General features: G+C 57.3%; 23 protein-coding genes and 1 pseudogene. 12 read left to right on the top strand and 12 right to left on the bottom strand.

Going from position 1 to position 18910, the window contains the following annotated elements; genetic code table 11:
• A partial coding sequence (locus tag ACWB12_RS06805; protein ID WP_479529311.1) for a trimethylamine methyltransferase family protein occupies positions 1–1495 on the bottom strand: 1495 nt, incomplete at its 3' end.
• Between the two features lie 195 nt (positions 1496–1690).
• On the opposite strand from ACWB12_RS06805, the gene ACWB12_RS06810 reads away from it, so the two are divergent.
• The 4 genes from ACWB12_RS06810 (at position 1691) to ACWB12_RS06825 (ending at position 3399) form a co-directional block, all read left to right on the top strand.
• A complete protein-coding gene (locus tag ACWB12_RS06810; RefSeq protein WP_479529312.1) occupies positions 1691–1885 on the top strand; it encodes a hypothetical protein in 195 nt (64 codons plus the stop codon).
• A gap of 205 nt (positions 1886–2090) precedes the next feature.
• Positions 2091–2507 (top strand): VOC family protein, encoded by a 417-nt coding sequence (locus ACWB12_RS06815; RefSeq protein WP_479529313.1) that lies wholly within the window; start codon positions 2091–2093, stop codon positions 2505–2507.
• 383 nt (positions 2508–2890) lie between these two features.
• Positions 2891–3166 carry a hypothetical protein gene (locus tag ACWB12_RS06820; protein WP_479529314.1) on the top strand — a complete coding sequence of 92 codons (276 nt, stop codon included), beginning with the start codon at positions 2891–2893 and terminating at the stop codon, positions 3164–3166.
• Complete coding sequence (locus tag ACWB12_RS06825; RefSeq protein WP_479529315.1) at positions 3160–3399, top strand: hypothetical protein; 240 nt, start codon at positions 3160–3162, stop codon at positions 3397–3399. The genes ACWB12_RS06820 and ACWB12_RS06825 overlap by 7 nt, the downstream gene beginning before the upstream one ends.
• Before the next feature lie 159 nt (positions 3400–3558).
• On the opposite strand, the gene ACWB12_RS06830 is transcribed toward ACWB12_RS06825, so the two are convergent.
• Complete coding sequence (locus ACWB12_RS06830) at positions 3559–4245, bottom strand: HAD family hydrolase (RefSeq protein ID WP_479529316.1); 687 nt, start codon at positions 4243–4245, stop codon at positions 3559–3561.
• 97 nt (positions 4246–4342) lie between these two features.
• On the opposite strand from ACWB12_RS06830, the gene ACWB12_RS06835 reads away from it, so the two are divergent.
• From ACWB12_RS06835 to ACWB12_RS06850, 4 genes are all read left to right on the top strand, one after another.
• Positions 4343–4798, top strand: coding sequence for a MarR family winged helix-turn-helix transcriptional regulator (locus ACWB12_RS06835; RefSeq protein WP_479529317.1), 456 nt, complete (start codon positions 4343–4345; stop codon positions 4796–4798).
• A gap of 1 nt (position 4799) precedes the next feature.
• Complete coding sequence (locus tag ACWB12_RS06840; RefSeq protein WP_479529318.1) at positions 4800–5369, top strand: SRPBCC family protein; 570 nt, start codon at positions 4800–4802, stop codon at positions 5367–5369.
• Positions 5362–8559: a reductive dehalogenase gene (locus ACWB12_RS06845; RefSeq protein ID WP_479529319.1), complete on the top strand. Its 3198-nt coding sequence runs from the start codon at positions 5362–5364 to the stop codon at positions 8557–8559. The genes ACWB12_RS06840 and ACWB12_RS06845 overlap by 8 nt, the downstream gene beginning before the upstream one ends.
• A gap of 67 nt (positions 8560–8626) precedes the next feature.
• Positions 8627–9889 (top strand): SulP family inorganic anion transporter, encoded by a 1263-nt coding sequence (locus ACWB12_RS06850; protein WP_479529320.1) that lies wholly within the window; start codon positions 8627–8629, stop codon positions 9887–9889.
• Positions 9890–9895: 6 nt separating this feature from the next.
• On the opposite strand, the gene ACWB12_RS06855 is transcribed toward ACWB12_RS06850, so the two are convergent.
• Positions 9896–10180, bottom strand: coding sequence for a DUF3572 domain-containing protein (locus tag ACWB12_RS06855; protein WP_479529333.1), 285 nt, complete (start codon positions 10178–10180; stop codon positions 9896–9898).
• Positions 10181–10270: 90 nt separating this feature from the next.
• Here ACWB12_RS06855 and ACWB12_RS06860 point away from each other — a divergent pair, with 90 nt between their 5' ends.
• A complete protein-coding gene (locus ACWB12_RS06860) occupies positions 10271–11653 on the top strand; it encodes a diguanylate cyclase (protein WP_479529321.1) in 1383 nt (460 codons plus the stop codon).
• Here the strand turns inward: ACWB12_RS06860 and ACWB12_RS06865 are convergent.
• From ACWB12_RS06865 to ACWB12_RS06880, 4 genes are all read right to left on the bottom strand, one after another.
• Entirely contained in the window at positions 11650–12117 is a 468-nt protein-coding gene (locus ACWB12_RS06865; RefSeq protein WP_479529322.1) for a periplasmic heavy metal sensor, read from the bottom strand. The genes ACWB12_RS06860 and ACWB12_RS06865 overlap by 4 nt on opposite strands.
• Before the next feature lie 3 nt (positions 12118–12120).
• Positions 12121–12474, bottom strand: a complete 354-nt coding sequence (locus tag ACWB12_RS06870; RefSeq protein WP_479529323.1) for a hypothetical protein — start codon at positions 12472–12474, stop codon at positions 12121–12123.
• On the bottom strand, positions 12467–13051 hold the full coding sequence (locus tag ACWB12_RS06875) for an RNA polymerase sigma factor (protein ID WP_479529324.1): 585 nt from the start codon (positions 13049–13051) through the stop codon (positions 12467–12469). Before ACWB12_RS06875 ends, ACWB12_RS06870 begins: the two co-directional genes overlap by 8 nt.
• A gap of 74 nt (positions 13052–13125) precedes the next feature.
• The gene (locus ACWB12_RS06880) at positions 13126–13605 is read right to left on the bottom strand and encodes an EF-hand domain-containing protein (RefSeq protein ID WP_479529325.1); all 480 of its coding nucleotides are present in this window, start codon (positions 13603–13605) and stop codon (positions 13126–13128) included.
• 193 nt (positions 13606–13798) lie between these two features.
• Here ACWB12_RS06880 and ACWB12_RS06885 point away from each other — a divergent pair, with 193 nt between their 5' ends.
• Both ACWB12_RS06885 and ACWB12_RS06890 read left to right on the top strand, forming a co-directional pair.
• Positions 13799–14191 carry a DUF983 domain-containing protein gene (locus ACWB12_RS06885; RefSeq protein ID WP_479529326.1) on the top strand — a complete coding sequence of 131 codons (393 nt, stop codon included), beginning with the start codon at positions 13799–13801 and terminating at the stop codon, positions 14189–14191.
• Between the two features lie 35 nt (positions 14192–14226).
• Positions 14227–14910 carry an NUDIX hydrolase gene (locus tag ACWB12_RS06890; RefSeq protein ID WP_479529327.1) on the top strand — a complete coding sequence of 228 codons (684 nt, stop codon included), beginning with the start codon at positions 14227–14229 and terminating at the stop codon, positions 14908–14910.
• Between the two features lie 44 nt (positions 14911–14954).
• Here ACWB12_RS06890 and ACWB12_RS06895 read toward each other — a convergent pair whose 3' ends face one another.
• The 3 genes from ACWB12_RS06895 to ACWB12_RS06905 are packed head-to-tail and all read right to left on the bottom strand — an operon-like array spanning position 14955 to position 16973.
• A complete protein-coding gene (locus ACWB12_RS06895) occupies positions 14955–15857 on the bottom strand; it encodes an EamA family transporter (protein ID WP_479529328.1) in 903 nt (300 codons plus the stop codon).
• A 23-nt stretch (positions 15858–15880) separates the two neighbouring features.
• Positions 15881–16774, bottom strand: a complete 894-nt coding sequence (locus tag ACWB12_RS06900) for a fatty acid desaturase (RefSeq protein WP_479529329.1) — start codon at positions 16772–16774, stop codon at positions 15881–15883.
• A complete protein-coding gene (locus tag ACWB12_RS06905; protein ID WP_479529330.1) occupies positions 16767–16973 on the bottom strand; it encodes a DUF2061 domain-containing protein in 207 nt (68 codons plus the stop codon). Before ACWB12_RS06905 ends, ACWB12_RS06900 begins: the two co-directional genes overlap by 8 nt.
• 102 nt (positions 16974–17075) lie before the next feature.
• Between ACWB12_RS06905 and ACWB12_RS06910 the strand changes: the two genes are divergently transcribed.
• Complete coding sequence (locus ACWB12_RS06910; protein ID WP_479529331.1) at positions 17076–17945, top strand: helix-turn-helix domain-containing protein; 870 nt, start codon at positions 17076–17078, stop codon at positions 17943–17945.
• Positions 17946–18156: 211 nt separating this feature from the next.
• Here ACWB12_RS06910 and ACWB12_RS06915 read toward each other — a convergent pair whose 3' ends face one another.
• Together ACWB12_RS06915 and ACWB12_RS06920 are read right to left on the bottom strand one after the other, a co-directional pair.
• Positions 18157–18375: a hypothetical protein gene (locus ACWB12_RS06915; RefSeq protein WP_479529332.1), complete on the bottom strand. Its 219-nt coding sequence runs from the start codon at positions 18373–18375 to the stop codon at positions 18157–18159.
• A 258-nt stretch (positions 18376–18633) separates the two neighbouring features.
• Positions 18634–18910 (bottom strand): annotated as a pseudogene (locus ACWB12_RS06920) (thioesterase family protein); the annotation flags it as partial.

Genomic DNA, 18910 nt, shown 5'->3' on the forward strand with positions numbered 1-18910 from the left:
GGATAGCATCGTCCATCGGCGGGGCTTCGAAGTCGTTCAGGATTTCCTTGAACTTGTGATGCGCCCGTTCCGCCGTCCACACGCCCCCCGCCAAATCCCAAGCCTCGTAATTGCGCCAATCCGACAGGAACGGCTGATAGAATGCCTTCTCATAGCGGTCCTGCGTGTGCTGGATACCAAAGTAATGCCCGTCATTGCCAACCTCCTTGATCGCATCAAACGCAATGTCATCCGGCGTGGTGGCATAGGTTTCGGGCTCCATATACCGCTGGATTTGCTGCAAAACCTCGCAATCCATAATGAACTTTTCAGGACTGGCGATCAACCCGCCCTCAAGCCAACCCGCCGCGTGATAGACCATATTGCTGCCAGACTGCACCGCCGCCCACAGGCTATTGCTGGTCTCCCACATGGCTTGGCCATCCGGCACATTGGCCGCACACACGCCCGAGGATCGCAACGGCAAACCGTAAAACCGTGTCATCTGGCCGGTCATTTGCGTGGCGCGCATGTATTCGGGCGTGCCGAACGCCGGTGCCCCCGATTTCATATCGACATTCGAGGTGAATGTGCCCAGCACACAGGGCGCTCCAGGGCGGATGTATTGGGCCAACACAATCACGCTCAACCCTTCGGCAATCGACAGCGCCACAGCTCCCGACATGGTCACAGGGGCCATGGCACCGGCCAGCGTGAACGGTGTCACCACCACAGCCTGACCACGGCGCACCATGCGCATATACCCGTCCAGCATCAGATCATCGTGTTTCAGCGGCGAGGTTGAATTAATGTTGGTATATAGCCGCGGCTTTGCCTCGAATTCCACATGGCTCAGCCCGCCCGCGATGCGCACCATCTCCATCGTGTCCTCGACCCGTTCGCGGCCCAGAGAATAGGCATGCACCACCTTGTCGGTGATTTGCAGCTTGTCATGCACCACATCCAGATGCCGCACGGATGCATGGATATCCATTGGCTCGACCGGATAGCCCGCCGACAGGTGGATACAATTGAAATACTGGGTCAGTTTTAACAGGTTGCTGCAATTCTCGCGGGTACCGGTTACTTTTCTACCCAGTTCCATGTCCCAATAATTTGGCGGCGACGATACATTAAGAAACACCATATGCTTGCCGCCAATAGTTACGGTCCGGTCCGGATTGCGCGGGGTCACGGTGAACTGCGATGGCGCTTTGGCGACCATCTCCATCACAAAGTCACGCCCCATGCGCACATTGGTGCCGTTCACGGTGCAACCAGCCTCTTTCATGATGGCCAGCGCCTCGTCGTTCAGAAACTCGATGCCGATCTCTTCCAGAATGCGCATCGCACCGTCGTGAATCGCTTTGATCCCCTCGCCGTCCAGCGGTTCGGTCGGGCGATCCGTATTGACCGGAATACGCCATGGCATCTGGTCAATCGCGGCAGTCGCCGTGCGCCGAGCATTGCCCGAACGTCCACCGGAACGTCGTCTTGGTTTTGATGTATCAGCCATGTCGCACCTCTTTGCTTGCACCAAAGGTGGCAAATACACACGCTGCCCTGCACGATATTAGCGACGGAAAATGTCGTTTTCAGCGTTCAGCATCAGATGTGCATCTAAACTCTTTACGTGGGCCGGTAATTTTCTGTTAATAATTTCGCATACAAACGCGAACAGACATCCCGAATATCAATGAAAGGAAACCCTATGCCCGAATTCATCATTGCCTACCGTGGCGGCGACCATCCCTCCTCCAAAGAAGAAGGCGCCGCCCACATGGCCAAATGGCACGCATGGGTTAAGGGTATGGGAGAGGACGCCGTAAACCCTGGCACCCCTTGGGCAAATCCCGCATCGTCAGCGCTGACGGCGTTTCGGAGGGGGGCGGCGATGCGCCGATGAACGGATATTCCATCGTCAGGGCCACCGATATGGACGCCGCACTCGAAATCGCCAAGGCCTGCCCCGTGCTCGACATCAACGGCACGCTGGAAGTGGCGCAACTGATGCAGATGTAGGGGGGGCTATTGAGCCGAATTGTGTGTTGGTCTACCATAATGTGGTAAACTCGTTGCAATAGCCAAACTTCCGGAAAGGAACACGCAGCATGATTGCCTACGTCACCGTCGGTGCTGATGACATAGCTCTCGCGAAACGGTTTTACGCGGCGTTCCTGCCAGCCCTTGATTATGGGCTGAAAGAGGGCCCCGAGGGCCTAAGCTACGCGCTGCCCGTTGGGCCGGGTCAGTCTCCGGTTCTGCCCGATTTCTACGTTAAACCAACCTTCGATGGACATCCGGCCTCGGCTGGGAACGGTGCTATGATCGCATTTGAGGCGCGCAGTCAAAAGCAAGTTCGTGACCTTCACTCCGCCGCACTTGCCGCAGGTGGCTTTGACGAGGGCCAGCCGGGCTTTCGCGCTTCGTATGGACCTCATTTTTATGTTGGCTACCTTCGCGACCCTCAAGGAAACAAAATCGCATTGTTCTCCAGCGATCCGATTGAGCCCGGACGAGAGGGATAACACGGGCGACAACAGCGCATTGGTCGCATGCCAGACCTAGGGGCCGCGCAGCAAAGGCTCGTTTGCGGAGCGTGGCGGACCTATCTTGGTTCGAGCCGCCACAATCCTTGTCCAAAACCAAAGCAGTTGTCGAAGGTTTTTCCTCTTGCGTGATAGCAGCCATTCACCGCATTGCAGAGGGTCAGTTAAATGGGCTCAAAGCCGATCTTCGGCTATTTTGAATAAGGACCCATTTCACCCGTTCAGTTTCAAGACGGCAATCCGATGAGCCAAAACGCAAAGCGACAGAGATTCCACAATTCCACACACCACTTGATCTTAATCAAGGCGTCCGCTTATTTCCCGACTTAATTTATCGACTATTAAGCATCAGGAAACCCGCCATGCCCTATGAATACATCGTCTTGATCCACCTGACTTGCGCGATCCTGTTTCTGGGCGCCATCGCAACCGAGGTGCTGGTGCTGGCCCCGCTGCGATCAATACTCACCGAAAACGAATTTTGCCGCATCGAGTTTTTTATGTTCCGCAAAATCCGTCGCACCTATCCGATGTTCCTGATCCCGCTTTATGGCACCGGGTTCTGGATGTATGCCGAGTATTTTCGGGCGCTGACGGGTTTGTCGATTTCATCTCGACCAGTTTTGGCCTGTTGCTGACGCTTAAAATGGTGCTGGCCCTTGGTATGTTCTCGATCTTTGCGTTGGCCCCACACCTGTTCATGCCCAAAGTGGCCGCAGGCCTTGGCTTCAAGGCCAAAGCCAAACATCTGTTGATCGTCACCGGCGGGCCCGAGGATTTTCGCACCGACCGCTTTGACGGGGTGCATTATCTGGCACTTGCGCTGGGGTTGGGGATCGTGTTTCTGGCCAAAGCGATGTTCTTTTTGTAAGAGAACGCCTTAGGTATAACCCCATCTAAACGTATGATTAAAAGCATTATTTCGAAACATTTCATTTCCACCATTCCGGAATAGTAGTTCTATTTTGATCCGTATTTTCAAGGCCACATTCAACAGTAACTATTTCTAGCTTTGCTAGCGTTCAGAACCTTACAGCCACGCCGCCAGATGCCCGATATCGGGCAGCACCACATCCGCATGTGGCTCCAACTCTGCCTGCCCCGCAACCCCCGTCAGCACCGCAACCGTCACCATCCCCGCCGCACGACCCGCAACCAGATCATGCACGCTATCTCCGACCATAGCGATGGAGCCGCCATCCAGGCCTAAATGCGCCGCGAACGCATTCATCATTCCCGCCTCGGGCTTGCCGCCAAATCCGCTGTCCGACCCGACAATGAAATCAAACATCCCCGCAATGCCGGATGCCTCAAGGTGTGCGCGCGCCGGCGCCTCGCCGTCATTCGTCGCCACGCCCAGTTTCAGGCCCCGCGCCTCCAGTTCCAGCAACAACGGGATCAAAGGCACCGCTTCGACCATTGGGACAACAGCTGCGGCCTCGTTCAAGCGGTCCGTCAAACCTTCAACAGTTTCCCCGTCAAAAAACGGCAGCAAAGCCGCCGCGATATCGGGTGGAGTGTCAAAGATCACTATTGAATCAGGTGCAAATTCCCCGCTGTTAAAATCATAGCCAATTGCATCGCCCATCTTTGCCGCCAGCGCACCATCCCCACCGGAATTGTCCAGCAACAGCGTCTTGGTCCACCCCCCCCATGTTGCGTGAAAATCAAACAACGTCCCGTCCTTGTCAAACAACACCGCTTCAATACGTGACATCCGCGCTCTCCTACCCGTTCTACCGCACCCTGCCCGCAGCCCATCGCCTTGGCAACAGGAATTGACAGCCCCGCCAAACTAATTGACAGTGTTAACTATGGAAACGAATGATAAATACCGCCTGCATCAATCGCTGGGCTATCAGCTATCGTTAACGTCGCGCCTGCAGGAACGCCGGTTCGAGGAGCAGTTGAAAACGCTGGGCCTAACGCGGATCACATGGTGCATCCTGCTGGCCGTCGAGGTCGAGCATATGGTCAACCCGTCCGACATTGCCGCCTTTGTCGGTATTGATCGCACCGCAACATCGCGCGCCCTGCGCCAGATGGAAACAGCGGATATGGTCAATCGCGGCGCGGGCAAAGTCGACGGGCGCACCACCACCGTTGCCCTAACGGATACGGGACGCGACTTGCATCATCGCGCCACCCCTATGGCCCGCAATAACGCACGCCACTGGCAGGAAAAGCTGAGCAAACCCGAAACCGAAGAACTCTGCCGTCTGATGGCCAAACTGCGCATGGGCGAAGACGCCGCTTTGAAACGGCTGTGATATGACGAAGCAAATGAAATACTGCCAAAGCACTTTGATCATGCGCCCAGCCGCCCATGTCTTTGACTTACTGGCGGATGTAAGTCGCGCCCGTGAATGGGATCCATCCGTTCTGGCTGTCAAAGTCATCAACAAAGGTCCATGGTCCGAGCGTGCCAAAGCGATATGGCTGATAAAATCCGGCAAGGAAGTGCTGGAAATGGTCGAGGTTGTGACCGCATTCTCGCGTCCCGACATCGTGGCCAGCACATTTGAATTCATTCGTTTCCTGCCGCCGACACCACAACAGATCAAAGATCGCGGATTGCCCGATATCAACCACGAATATGAGCTGGCTGAGAAATTCACGTTTATGTTTGGAAATGCCCCCGTGACCGGCAGCACCGAGATCAGGCTGACTGCGGTCACCCCCGATCAAACCACCTTACAGATATCATTTAAAATCTCGGTCGGGGGCGTGACCGGCACCATCGCCCGTCTATCGCGGCTTTTTCGCCGCAGGCCGTTAAAGAAACTTCTTAAGAACATTAAAACCGTGGCAGAAGCCGCACCGGTAAACAGCGATGGGTAAATTCCGCTCCTACCGCAATCGCCCTGTGCATCTCGGCCCTTATCCGCTGGAGAAACTGCGGCGGATTGCCCGCGCCGAACACCTTGATGCGTTATCTGCGCAAGTCGGCTTGTCCTTCCAGCGTCCTGACGACCCGACCAGCATCATCAATGCGATGCAGGACTATCAGGCGATGCTGGACGCGACGCGTGACGGGTTGGTTAAACGCGAACGCGCCACCATACCGGATGATTTAACGGAACGCGCCAATCACCTGAAATCATTTGGATATTTCTGCGATTCTGCAATGGTAGGAGTCTGCGAAATCCCTCAGGATGCGTGGCTCGACGCGCCTGTTATAAACCCTGATGTTGATCGGTTAGCCAACAAACTAAAAACCATGCAGGTCAAAACCTTGGCCGCCGGTATTGACGTTATCATGGCTGGCCTGCGCGAGGCTATGCAAGCCCCGCCAACCGATTGCCGCCACCACACCCACGCGATGGTGTTTTTATATGACCACCCCCGCGCACCGCTCCCCGAAGAAGAGGGCTGTGACTGGATACAGGGTGCCGAGGCCCACCGCGCTTGTCTGCGTGGCGCAGAAACCGCCGTGACCATGGCCAGCTATATCCGCCTGCTGGGGTATGAGGCCCGCGCCCACACCATGGCCGCAAGCGATATTCACCTTGGGCGCCTGACCGTTCAGGCAGGGCTTGCCGCTGTTCAGAACGGTCAAGCGGCAACCCCCTTTGTCGGCACCAATTTCAACGTCGCTATCGTCACCACCACCCTGCCGATGGCCCCAGATCAGCCCATCGCGGCGGGGCAATCGGGCAGCTTTGCCTATAAATCCGGTTTCGGCCCACACGCCAAATCGCAGCGTAACCGCGACCCCTACCGCAGCCGCAATTTCAAAGACGGGCCGCACCCGTTTGAAACCCTGAAACGCCGCGAGGTGCCAACCACCTATATCGATGCCCCGAACGTGCCCCGCACGCCGAAACGCGCCAATATGTTTGCCCGCGCCCTGTTCGGCGATCTTGGCCGCGCCACGCAGATTGCCGCGACCAACGGCAATTACGTGCGCAAATCTGCCGCCTCCTATGCATTCCGCCCATCCTTGGGCGCGTTTATCCTGTTGCAGGATGGCAAAGCCGACAAAACCCCACACCCAAGCACAACAAGCGCCGCCAGTAATGCCGCCAACATCAAGGCCGCGCTTTACTATCTGGGGGCCGATGCAGTGGGCCTGTCCGCCTGCCCCGATTACGCCTATTACAGCCATGATTCAGCGGGGGATGTGATCACCCCCTACCATAAAAACGCCATTTCGATGATCATCGATCAGGGCCACGAAACCATGGAGGGCGCATCCGGTGACGACTGGATCGCTTGTGCCCAATCCATGCGCGCCTACTTGCGGTTTTCCCTGCTGGGCGGGGTGGTGGCCGAACATATCCGCCGCCTTGGATATGGCGCACGGGTGCATTCGGTGGTGGACGAAGAAGTGCTGCAGCCGCCGCTGTTGTTGCTGTCGGGCCTAGGGGAACTATCCCGAATTGGCGAGGTGATCCTGAACCCGTTCCTAGGCCCGCGCCTGAAATCCGGTGTGATCACCACCGATATGCCAATGCAGCATGATCAGCCAATTGATTTCGGCCTGCAAAAATTCTGCGAGGCTTGCAACAAATGCGCCCGTGAATGCCCCTCGGGTGCAATCACCGCTGGACCCAAACGCATGTTCAACGGCTACGAGATATGGAAATCCGACAGCCAGAAATGCACCACATACCGCGTAGGCCAGAAAAACGGTGCGATGTGCGGGCGCTGTATGAAGACCTGCCCGTGGAATCTGGAAGGATTGTTTGCCGAGCGCCCGTTCCGCTGGGCCGCGATGCACCTGCCCGCCACTGCGCGCAGTTTGGCGAAACTCGATGATATGCTGGGCAATGGCGGGATTAATCCGGTGAAAAAGTGGTGGTGGGATCTGGAAATGGTCAATGACGGGCCGTTCATGCCGACCAAACACCCCGTTAACGCCCGCGAACTGCAAACTCAGATCAAGCTGAAACCCGAGGATCAGACGCTTGCCGTCTATCCCGCCCCGATTGCCCCACCGCCGTTCAACTGGCCATTCCCGATGGACCGCGAGGCAGGAATCAAGGCCTATGAAGACATGATTCCGGTGCAGGAGTATAAACACCGCCGGGCCGAAGGCATACCGCCCGAACATGTCTACTCCACCGACATTGGTGATGCCCCCGTGATGCAGGTGGTGGTCAGCAAAGCGGAAAAGATGACCGATCTGGTCACCAAATACGAATTCGCCCTGCCCGATGGCAGCGCCCTGCCGCCCACCACCGCAGGGGCGCATATCGACGTGGTGGTCGCGCCTGAATTCTTTCGCCAGTATTCTCTGTCCGGTGACCCTGCCAACACCGGCAGCTACCAGATCGCGGTGCTGCGCGAGGATCAGGGGCGCGGTGGGTCGGCCCTGATGCACCGGATATTCGAGGTCGGGCGGCGCGTGTTCATCTCAGAACCGATCAACCACTTTGAACTGGAGGAAACCGCCACATTCACCCACCTGATGGGCGGCGGCATTGGCGTAACGCCAATGATCGCTATGGCGCATCGCTTGCATACCATAGGGGCCGAGTTTGCGCTGCACTACAGTGCCTCGACCCGTGCAGGGGCCGGTTTTCTGGATGATCTGGCCGCTGCCCCGTGGGCGGACCGTGTGCATCTGCATTTCTCGGATCAAAACACCCGCGCCGACCTGTCCGCCTTGCTGAAATACGCCAATGGCCACCATGTATATACCTGCGGGCCTGACATTTACATGCAATCGGTGATCGACGCCGCGACCAATGGCGGGTTCCCTGAAGAGGCCCGCCATCTGGAATATTTCACCACGCCCGAGCAGCCCGAATATGTAAACCATCCGTTTACTTTGCGCCTGAAACGGAGCGGACGTGACGTGCCCGTCAAAGCAGACGAGCCGCCCACCGACGCCTTGCTTGCCGCAGGTATTCAGGTGGATGTGAAATGTTCGGACGGGTTGTGTGGCGTTTGCAAATGCGGGGTGGTGTCCGGCAAGGTCGAACACCGCGATTTTGTGCTGTCCAACAAGGATCGCGAAACGTCGATAATCCTGTGCCAGTCCCGCGCGGCGGACAAAGGTGGCGTAATCGAGATTGATCTTTAGGATCGCAACGTTATAAAGAAGCCTTCGGCGTTTCAGCTGAACCACTCCAACAAAACAGCTGTAAGCCATGCTACCAAAGATCATTACGACTCTGCAAACCTACACATGGGCGCTGTTCCGCGCGGATGTGATGGCGGGGGTAACTGTCGCGATGGTAGCAATTCCTCTTAGTCTTGCAATTGCTATCGCCTCGGGGGCTGGCCCTGAACAAGGGTTAATCACCGCCATCATCGGCGGGTTATTCATATCCCTTCTGGGGGGCAGCCGTGTACAGATCGGCGGGCCGACAGGGGCGTTTATTGTGATTATCTACGGGGTAATCGCGGATCACGGTTATGAAGGGCTGGTACTGGCCACTTTGATGGCCGGCGGGATCCTGTTGATCGCAGGCTATCTAAAAATCGGCAATCTGGTGGCCTATGTTCCCGAGGCCGTGGTGAACGGATTTACCATTGGCATTGGTGTCATCATAGCTACCAGCCAGTTAAAAAACCTTTTTGGACTACAGATGGGTGAAGTCCCTGCGGGTTTTCTGGATAAAATCCCGGCACTTTGGGGCGCACGAGAGAGTTTGAACATGGCGGCGTTGACCATAGGGATTGCAACTATGGTTCTTATCATCCTGCTGCGCCGGATGGCTCCGAAATACCCGGGTTTGATCGTCGCTGTGGCCGTGACCTCAGCTGTGGTTGTCTTTGCAAAGCTACCGGTCGATACGATTTTCACTCGGTTTGGCGACCTGCCCCACAGTCTGCCTATGCCAAAGTTGCCTGAAATAACTTGGGAAAAGATCGGCGAATTATTCCCCTCGGCACTGGTCATCGCCTTTCTCGCCGCTATTGAATCGCTGCTGTCGGCAATGGTGGCCGACAGGATGATCGGCGGCGCGCACAGGCCGAATGCCGAAGTGATGGCCCAAGGCGCAGCAAACGTGGCCTCGTCCCTGTTTGGCGGCATGCCTGCAACCGGTGCCATTGCCCGCACGGCCACCAATGTGCGGGCGGGTGGGCGCACCCCCGTTGCAGGTGTGGTGCATGCGCTGGTGATCCTTATGTTGATGTTATTCTTTGCCAATGTCGCGGGGTATCTGGCGATGCCCGCAATGGCCGCGCTCCTTATCCTGACCGCTTGGAATATGACCGAGCCGCATAAATGGGGTGATTATCTTAACGCGCGTCACTCAGACAAGATCATGTTGTTGATCACCCTGACCCTAACCGTGCTGGTTGACCTAACCGTTGCAATTGGGGTTGGTGTGTCGATTGGATTGGCCTTGCGCCTTCGACGCCACAAATCCGGCCCCGCCAAGTGGTCTGAACCGGATCGCTAGATTAGATCAGGTCCAGATTACATCTGTACCCCCCGGCAAGGATTGGCGCGCCCGCATCGGGGTGTCATATACCACCCCCTCGCCATCACAATATTCGATCACCCAAGCGTCATCCATCATCAGAAAATCCAGAACCGAGCCAAGAAATTCTGATTCCCCCGCCCGCGCTCGCAAATCGTCTTCGCTGGCGCCAGTGGCCCCTAAAAATACCGGCAACAACTCCTCGTTGCACACCAGCCATGCCAAGACACTCAATGCGCGTATTTCCGCTTGTTTTTGGTCCATTTCGATCCCTCTCTTGGCCTTGGAAACTATTTGTTAACCAATCTCAATAAACAATGACCAATAACAGGACAATAATAACTATTGAGAGTGTAAAAAATGGCAGGTCGCATCCTTATTGCGGACGATGTTGCAACAAATCGCATCGTTCTGAAGGTCAAGCTGATGGCAGCTTGTTATGAGGTCTTGCAAGCCTCGGGCGGGGCTGAGGCCATCGAGTGTGCCCGCACGGATGCCCCGGATTTGATCCTGCTGGACCTGTTAATGCCAGATATGGACGGCGTTACAGTTTGTAAGCGGCTGAAGGATGACCCGCTAACCGCCCATATTCCCATTATCATGGTAACGGCACACAATGACAACATATTGAAAATAAACGCTTTACGTGCAGGTGCGGATGAATTCATGACCAAACCGCTGGATGAACTGACCCTGCTTGCGCGGGTGCGTAGCCTGCTTAGGGCCCGCGATACAGACGAGGAATTGCGCCTACGCGATAGCACCTGTCGCGAACTTGGGTTTGCCGAAAATGCCGCCAGTTTCACGCCGCCCTCGACCATCGCGATGATCGCAGCGAAACCGGAAACGGCGGTGTCGTGGAAGGCGGCCTTGGGCAAGACATTGATTGACAAGGTGATTGTAACCCCCAAAGAACAGGCGCTGTCACATACCGAGGCCAAAGACGCCCCCGATGTTTATCTCATCGCTTGTGACCTGGCCAAACCCGATGAAGGGCTGCGTCTGATGTCGGAATTGCGCAGCCGCCCCGAAACCCGCCATAGCGCGATTATCATGGTGATCCCTAAAGGGGCGCACAGCAAATCGGCTACAGCACTTGACCTTGGGGCCAATGATTTGATGTTCGAGGGGTTTGATCCCGAAGAAATGGTCCTGCGCCTGAAAACCCAGATCAAACGCAAGCATCAAGCGGACCGGCTGCGTGAAACCGTGCGGGACGGGCTGCGTATGGCAGTGATTGATCCGCTGACCGGCCTCTATAACCGCCGATATGCCATGCCGCACCTGACCCGCATCGCCGAGCGTGCCAAATCCACGCATCGTCCCTATGCGGTTATGGTGCTGGATATTGACCGGTTCAAATCGGTTAATGACACCTATGGCCATGCCGCCGGTGACGTGGTTTTGCAAGTGGTCGCCAACCGCATCAAAGACAACCTGCGCGGTGTCGATATGGTTGCCCGCATCGGTGGCGAGGAATTTCTGGTGGTTATGCCCGACACCCAGCTGGACGATGCACGCCAAACCGCCGAACGGCTGTGCCGCGTGATTGACAGCAGCCCTATCACACTGGCCAACGGCAAAGGCAGCGCTGATATCTCGCTCTCGATCGGGGTGTCGATTGGCGGGCTCCATGGGGCGGTTCGCTCCGTCGATCAATTGATCGAAAGCGCCGATCACGCGCTCTATCTGGCCAAATCGGACGGGCGCAATCAGGTTATCTTTAGCCGGAACGCGGCTTAGCGCAGCGCCCGCCCCAACCGCTCGGAAAATCCGCGCCGTTCCTTGGCATTCATCGCATCCAGACGCTCCAGCAATAACCGCTGCCCGATCTGCTGGCGCTGTAGCCCCGACGCCTGCTGTTCTTTAACCAGCCTATGCACCAGATCGCTGTCGTAAACCTCGGCCGTTAGCGCCGTCCGCAATGCGGCAAACGCTGCTTGTGCCTTTGGCTGATTCTGGCGAATTTTCCCCAGTTCGCGGCGCATCGATTGGCCAATCGCCTTGCGGTCTTCATGGCTCAAGGCGCGGGTATATGGCCCATAGGCCGTATCACGCGCACCGGGTGGAGCAGCCATCGGGCCACCGCGATACATCATCCCGCCAACAGCCCCGATTACCAGCATATTCAGGCCCAGTGATACCGCCAGCAGTATTTTTATCCCGCGCCCCATTCCACCAACCCTTTGTTTGTTATCACCAGACATCACTTATCCCTCTTCCAGATCATCGCCAAAGGCTGGCAGCAGATCAACCAGATACGTGGCATCATCGTCAGGCCCCCATATCTGCTCGGCAACCAGATCCAGCCCCGCAGGTTGACTAAACCCGATCCACACACCGGCCACACCGGCCGCAGCCAGACCGGCCAGCGTCGGCCCCCCCCCGATTGCATCCCGAAGGCTGGCAAAGAAACTGACACGCGGGGCAGACAGATTAGGCCCAACCCGTTGCGCCTCGGCATCCGCCATGATCCGCCCCAGCAGCGCAGTCGTCGGCACCTCGGCCGTCTTGCGGCTCGCTTCAAAATAGGCGTCCAGCCCGAATTCGTCTTTCTCAGTCATCACTATACCCCAATTCTTGTCGCTGATCGGCCAATGCCGCAGCAAGTGCGCGTTTGCCTCGTGCCGTCAGGCTTTCGACCGCCTCGACGCTAATTTCCAACACTTGCGCAATCTCGGGGTTTGTTGCCCCCTCAAGATGGCGCAAAACCACCGCTTGGCGCTGACGTTCGGGCAATGTGGCCAGTGCGGCTGTCAAGGCCGCCGCCCGCTGTGCCTCGATCATCCCTTGTGCCACGGATGCCCGCCCGTCGTCAGGCTCGGCCACCGCATCAAGCGCCACATCGCGCCGTTTTCGCAACCTATCGGTACACAGGTTCGTCACCACGCGGTAAAGCCACGTTGTGACCTTTGCCTCGCCCAGCCGCCAGTCGGGTGCGATTTTCCACAACCGCAGCATCGCCTCTTGCGCCACATCCTCGGCCTCAGTCCGGTCTTTCAACAGCCGCGCCGCATATCCCAGAACCCGTGGCGTCATCCGCATCATCAACGCTTTTGCCGCCGCTTGATCCCCGTTGGCATAAAGCACCAGCAGTGCTTCATCGGGTGTATCGTTCATGGCGTCAAAGGGCATGGGCATGGTCCATTCTGCCTATCCCCCAAATCGGGGCAAGGCAATCGCGGCGACCGTTATCTGGGCCGCCGCAACATTGATCATTCAAACACAGGCTTGCCACCACGCCACATCCCCGGCCCAACTTTGCACGCCGCAAACTCCTCGGCTGAAATGGCACCATCGCCATTCGCATCCAGCCGCTTGAACAGCTGCCCACCCTTCGGCATGGCCTCCATTTCGCTGATGCTCAGCATTCCGTCGCCATTGGTATCGCGCCGCTCGATCATTATACCGATCCGGTGCTCCATCCGTTTGGCCATCCGGTCACCCATCCGCACCTTGCCTTGCGCCAGCATCTCGTCAACGGATAGCATCCCGTCGCCATTGGTATCCGTTGCCGTAAACCGCGCGGTTTTTTGCGCTTCCAACTCGGCCTGCGTCAGCTTGCCATCACCATTGGTGTCCAGCGTCTCGAAACTGATCTGGCCCGGGCCGCGCTGATGGGCGCTTGCCATGCCAACAATACCGGCCCCAAGGCCCGCAACCAATACACCCGCAATCCAATATGTCGTTTTCATTCGCTCGTCTCCTTGCAACTACATTGCGACACTCCTTTTGGGCGTGTCATATGGGATAAACGCGCCACGCCCGCATTTCCGTCGCAAAGAACGGCAAAATCTTGCGACATCGCGCCGCAAACCCGCATGTTACGCTTCTTTTCATGCCAAAACCCGCTACAGCAGGGGCAGCGAACAGAAAAGCGAGACCGATATGAACACAGATGACCAAGACCACGCAGAACGCCCCGTGCGCCCCGCCATGTTTCGGGGCTGGAAACGGCGCTGCCCCAATTGCGGATCCGGCCCGATGCTCAGCGGTTATCTAAAGGTGCGCGACACCTGCACGGTTTGTGACGAACCGCTGCACCATCACCGCGCCGATGACGGGCCTGCCTATCTAACCATTCTGATTGTTGGCCACCTTATGGCCCCGCTGATCCTGATCGTGTTCACCACATACCGGCCCGCGCCAATAATCCTTGCCACCACATTCACTGTTGGATGTGTCGCGCTTTCGCTTTACCTTCTACCCAGATTAAAGGGCATGATCGTTGGCATCCAGTGGGCCAAGCGTATGCACGGGTTCGGCGAAGACGCCGCCTGACCCACGCGGCCCTTACAAACAAACAGGGGCCATCAATGGACAAAACCGCGATCCGCCACGCCGCAACCGTGATTATGGTGCGCGATGCCGATACGAACCCGCGCATCCTGATGGGGCAACGCGGGGCCAAGGCCGCGTTCATGCCGAACAAATTCGTCTTCCCCGGCGGCGCGGTTGATGATGCGGACGCCAGCATCCCGCTTGCCACCCCGCTGCAACCGGATTGCATCGCTCAACTGTCCCATGAAACCGATACAGCCCTGATCCCCGCTATTGCCACCGCCGCCATCCGCGAGGTCTGGGAGGAAACCGGCCTGATCTTAGGTGAGACCGGCACATGGGCCACCCCGCCACCGCCCGATTGGGCTACGTTTGCCGCCTCTGGCCACCTGCCCTCGGCCGCGGGCCTGACTTTTGTGTTTCGCGCCATCACCCCGCCGGGCCGCCCACGCCGGTTTGACGCGCGGTTCTTTATGGTGGACGCAGCACAGGTCTGCGGCGATGTCGATGATTTCACCCATGCCTGCGATGAACTATCCCACCTGCAATGGATCGCGCTGGATGATGTGCGCCATTTCGATCTGCCGTTTATCACCCAAGTGGTGATGGCCGAAGTCACCAACCTGATCCGCACAGATACAACCCCGAAAACCGTGCCGTTCTTTCGCAATGATGATGAACACAGCCTGTTTCTACGCCTTGACGGGGCACAGCCTTAACCCCTTCTTCTTTTTCTAAATACCTGCGCCGCAGGCATTCAATGTTAAATCACCAGCACCAACATCAAGATAGACAGCAGCAAAATAACAATCCCCGCCACCTCGCGCCGCGTGCTGCGCTCGTGGTAATAGAAATACGATGCCGCCGCCCCGAACAGCACTTCAACCTGCCCCAACCCCTTAACATAAGCCGCGGTTTGCAGCGCGAATGCGGTGAACCAGCACAGGCTGCCGATCATCGACATGATCCCCATCACCCCCGCAACCCGCCACGCCGCGACCACGCGGCCAATCTCGCCCGATTGCCGTGCCAATAACCACAGCGCCAAAACGCAGGTTTGAAACGCGGTCGCCACGGCAAGCGTCAAGTTGGCCTGCAAGAACGCATCCTGTGTCGCCACCGCCAAAACCGCACCCCGAAAGGCCACCGCCGATATCGCAAACGAAAGCCCCGCCAGCAGGCCAAACCCTGCTGCACGATTGACAATACGGCGCAGCAACGACCCTGAGCGGCTGGGCGCATCCGACAGCAGGATCAACCCGACAAATCCGATCAGAATGGCCACAACGCCCCATGCCGACAGCCCCTCGCCCAACACGATAAACCCGACCACCGCCGCCAAAATCACCTCGGTGTTCTTGAACGTCAGCCCGACGGCAAAATTACGCTCGGCAAACAGCGCCACCACGCACATGGTGCCAATAATCTGGCCCAAGCCGCCAAAGACCACATAAGCCCAAAATGCGGGCGCAATCATCGGCACATCCACCCCACGCCATTGCATATAGGCCAGAACCATCACCGCAATCAGCGGCGCAGAATAAAGGAACCGTGCAAACGTTGCGCCCGCCGTCGACAGATGCGTCGACTTCAAATGTTTTTGCAGCATGAACCGCAGGTTCTGCGAAAACGCGGCGGCAATTGTGATATAGATCCAGGCTTCCATCCGGACGTAGTGGCAGGTGGAACCTATTTAGTCGAGCGCCAAAGCGGATGCGGCACCTGATCCTTGGCACGTAACAAATAGCGCCGGAACACCTCGCCGTAAGAGGCATAGCGATAGCCATCATTGCGGCCCATATAATCGTCGAAATTGTCGAAATACAGGCGTGGTAGCTTATACCACGCCACCCTTGGATGTAGATGATGAACCAGATGGAAGTTGTTGTTTAGAAACACAAATGCCAGCCACCCCTGATCCTCTACCACCACGGTTCGCCCGTTCACTTGTTCATAGGCGCGGTGCTCCAGAAAGGTGCGTATCTTGATGATGGATATGCCGATATAGGCCGAAAGAACATAAGCCCAAACCGGCATCTGCGCCACATAGACCAGCCACAGGATCACCGGAATCACTCCGACAAAATGCCAGGCCCACGCCCATGCCACACCCCTGTCGCCAGCACGGATTAGCCGCAAGTCCGCGCCCATGAAATTCACCTGTGCGACGACGGGGCCAATCAGCAGACGCCCAAGCAGTGTGTTGTTGAACCGCAGCACACCCTGCATCGGGCACGACAGGCGGGTCCACACGGCGGGGTCCATGTAATTGGTTTCAGGATCGTCATAGGGGTCAGTCAGGTTTTCGTCTCTGTGGTGGGCCAGATGGGTGTCACGAAACCGGATGTAGGGGACGAACAGCCCGATCGCCGGAAACACCATCGCCTCGTTCAGCTTCTTCACCCGAAACGGATGTCCATGCAACGCCTCGTGGCTCAGGGATGAATGCAGCGCCAGCGTCAGCGCCGTGATGATCACTGCCAACGGCAGCCATAAAACCGCCAGCCAGACGGTCGCCAGCGCCCAGACCCCGTAAACCAGCAGCATCAGCCCCAAGGTGCGCCATTCAACCTCTTCAGACATCCCGACGCCCCCAGCCAATCCGCGCCCAGAACCTTTCGTAAATCACATAGGTCAGCAGCCCCAGCGCCGCATTAGCCAGCGCCATCGCCCCGCCAACCCGCATTGATCCGGTGAAGCCATAGCCAACCGCGACCATGCTGATCAGCCCCAGACCCTGCCAACAGGCGGCCTTTAGCCATGTGCGTTTATTGCTGTCCATAAATCCGTTGTTTCCCTTCACATCCGGTCTATCCCGCGTAGCGCAATCTGTGTATTACGTGTATGCGAAACATTATCACCACAATGCAGGATTTATTGAACAATGCCGCACAAAACCGATAAACGCGACCGCGCCACGCTGTTTCGCACCCGTTTGGGCGAAGCGTTGGAACACCGGGGCATGACCCGCAGCGCCCTGTCACGCGCGGTAGGGGTGGACCGCTCGACCATCTCGCAATTGCTAAAGGGTCAAGGCACCCGCCTGCCCAATGCCCAAGTGGTGGGCGAATGCGCCGCCACCTTGGGCGTGTCCGCCGACTGGTTGCTGGGCCTGACTGAACACCGCGAAAGCGCTGCCGACCTGCTGGCGTCCTCGATGACCATGCCGCATGCGTCACGCGCGCTTGAGGACGAGCAAATCTTTAATTGGCATCAAGAGGCCACGGGGTATAAAATCCGCCACGTCCCCGCCACCCTGCCCGACATGCTGAAAACCCACGATATGCTGGTCTGGGAATATTCACCGCAACTGGGTCGATCAACGGAACAGGCCATTGGGGCAACCCAAGATAGACTGGACTGGTTGCGGGCCAACAATTCGGACTATGAAATCGCCATTCCCCTGCATGAAATGGCTTCCTTTGCCCGTGCCGAAGGATATTACACCGGCCTGCCCGCCGACATCCGCCGCGCCCAGATCGACTGGATGCTGGAGCTGCACGACCAACTATATCCGTCTCTGCGCCTGTTCCTGTTCGATGCGCGCCGCCTGTTTTCCGCCCCGATCAGCATCTTCGGGCCACTATTGGCCGTGCTTTATCTGGGCCGCAATTATTTGGCGTTTCGGGACAAAGAGCGGGTGCAGGGTTTGATCGGCCACTTCGACTGGCTGGTGCGCGAGAGCGAAGTGTCACCGCGCGATGTGCCGGAGTATTTGCGGGGGTTGCGGGGGGGAGATCAGCTAGTGCGGTGAATTTGAAGAGAACCCTGTAAAAGAATATGAACCCTCAAAGTAGACATGTTATATATTACATGTCTACTTTGAGGGTAGCCTCGGCAGAACCACCGTTTCACCCCCCCCGTCGTTTTAAAAAACCGCGAGGGGGGCAGTGGGTAGGGTGCGCGACGTCACGCATCCTTGTCTCTTTCGAGACTGTCATATGTAGTGTCGGCAGGCGAGACCCTTAGTTAATTTCCTGCATCGCATACCTGACGGCGGTCTTACTGATCTTCTTGCCATCGGACGTGTAGTGGATTCCGTTTTGTTGCAGCACCTCAATGCAGCATTCAGCGGCTTCATCTTTTGTCGGCGTTCGGTAAACGCACGTTTGGAGCAAATTCCAGATTTCCGGCTCCGACCGAAGGTAGGCGGCGATTCCTTCCCGATGCGAAGACTTCAGCATAGCATATTCCTTAAATTCTCTTGGCGTATCGCCCGACTTGGGCAATGCGGAGATCAAGTGGCGAGATAGTCACACTCAGCCACCCATGCTCCTTATGTAGCAGATAGAGTGCGTGATTTCACACACCATTTCCCTAACCCTTCCTCGCAATCATCTTACCCCCCTAAACCTACGGGTCCAGATTGACCGTGTGCCCGTCCACCGCGATCACTTGGCCTGACACCAGCCGCGCCCCATCAGAGGCCAACCCCCGTTGGCTCACCGCTTAGCACCAATCGCACGCCCTGCCCCACTGGGCATCTCAAGCTTGGCATGCGCCGCCGCAATCTCGCCTAACCGTATGGCAATCGCATCCGCGGGCGTTGAGGCCCGCCGCGTCTCCAAACTCACATGGATCAGCATATGTTACCCCGTGGCCAGCAGGCGGTCGCCCTCCCACATTCTATGGAACAGATGCATCTTTTTGCCCGCACCCAGCAGGCATTGGGTTTCCACCCTGATGCGCGCCCCTGCACGCACCTCGTCCAGATGGCAG

The sequence above is a fragment of the Profundibacter sp. genome (genome assembly GCF_056498605.1).

Coding starts and splice junctions, on each gene's coding strand:
- ACWB12_RS06810 (WP_479529312.1), top strand. CDS start 1,691: ATGCCCGAATTCATCATTGCCTACCGTGGCGGCGACCATCCCTCCTCC.
- ACWB12_RS06815 (WP_479529313.1), top strand. CDS start 2,091: ATGATTGCCTACGTCACCGTCGGTGCTGATGACATAGCTCTCGCGAAA.
- ACWB12_RS06820 (WP_479529314.1), top strand. CDS start 2,891: ATGCCCTATGAATACATCGTCTTGATCCACCTGACTTGCGCGATCCTG.
- ACWB12_RS06830 (WP_479529316.1), bottom strand. CDS start 4,245: ATGTCACGTATTGAAGCGGTGTTGTTTGACAAGGACGGGACGTTGTTT.
- ACWB12_RS06835 (WP_479529317.1), top strand. CDS start 4,343: ATGGAAACGAATGATAAATACCGCCTGCATCAATCGCTGGGCTATCAG.
- ACWB12_RS06840 (WP_479529318.1), top strand. CDS start 4,800: ATGACGAAGCAAATGAAATACTGCCAAAGCACTTTGATCATGCGCCCA.
- ACWB12_RS06845 (WP_479529319.1), top strand. CDS start 5,362: ATGGGTAAATTCCGCTCCTACCGCAATCGCCCTGTGCATCTCGGCCCT.
- ACWB12_RS06850 (WP_479529320.1), top strand. CDS start 8,627: ATGCTACCAAAGATCATTACGACTCTGCAAACCTACACATGGGCGCTG.
- ACWB12_RS06860 (WP_479529321.1), top strand. CDS start 10,271: ATGGCAGGTCGCATCCTTATTGCGGACGATGTTGCAACAAATCGCATC.
- ACWB12_RS06865 (WP_479529322.1), bottom strand. CDS start 12,117: ATGTCTGGTGATAACAAACAAAGGGTTGGTGGAATGGGGCGCGGGATA.
- ACWB12_RS06870 (WP_479529323.1), bottom strand. CDS start 12,474: ATGACTGAGAAAGACGAATTCGGGCTGGACGCCTATTTTGAAGCGAGC.
- ACWB12_RS06875 (WP_479529324.1), bottom strand. CDS start 13,051: ATGCCCATGCCCTTTGACGCCATGAACGATACACCCGATGAAGCACTG.
- ACWB12_RS06880 (WP_479529325.1), bottom strand. CDS start 13,605: ATGAAAACGACATATTGGATTGCGGGTGTATTGGTTGCGGGCCTTGGG.
- ACWB12_RS06885 (WP_479529326.1), top strand. CDS start 13,799: ATGAACACAGATGACCAAGACCACGCAGAACGCCCCGTGCGCCCCGCC.
- ACWB12_RS06890 (WP_479529327.1), top strand. CDS start 14,227: ATGGACAAAACCGCGATCCGCCACGCCGCAACCGTGATTATGGTGCGC.
- ACWB12_RS06895 (WP_479529328.1), bottom strand. CDS start 15,857: ATGGAAGCCTGGATCTATATCACAATTGCCGCCGCGTTTTCGCAGAAC.
- ACWB12_RS06900 (WP_479529329.1), bottom strand. CDS start 16,774: ATGTCTGAAGAGGTTGAATGGCGCACCTTGGGGCTGATGCTGCTGGTT.
- ACWB12_RS06905 (WP_479529330.1), bottom strand. CDS start 16,973: ATGGACAGCAATAAACGCACATGGCTAAAGGCCGCCTGTTGGCAGGGT.
- ACWB12_RS06910 (WP_479529331.1), top strand. CDS start 17,076: ATGCCGCACAAAACCGATAAACGCGACCGCGCCACGCTGTTTCGCACC.
- ACWB12_RS06915 (WP_479529332.1), bottom strand. CDS start 18,375: ATGCTGAAGTCTTCGCATCGGGAAGGAATCGCCGCCTACCTTCGGTCG.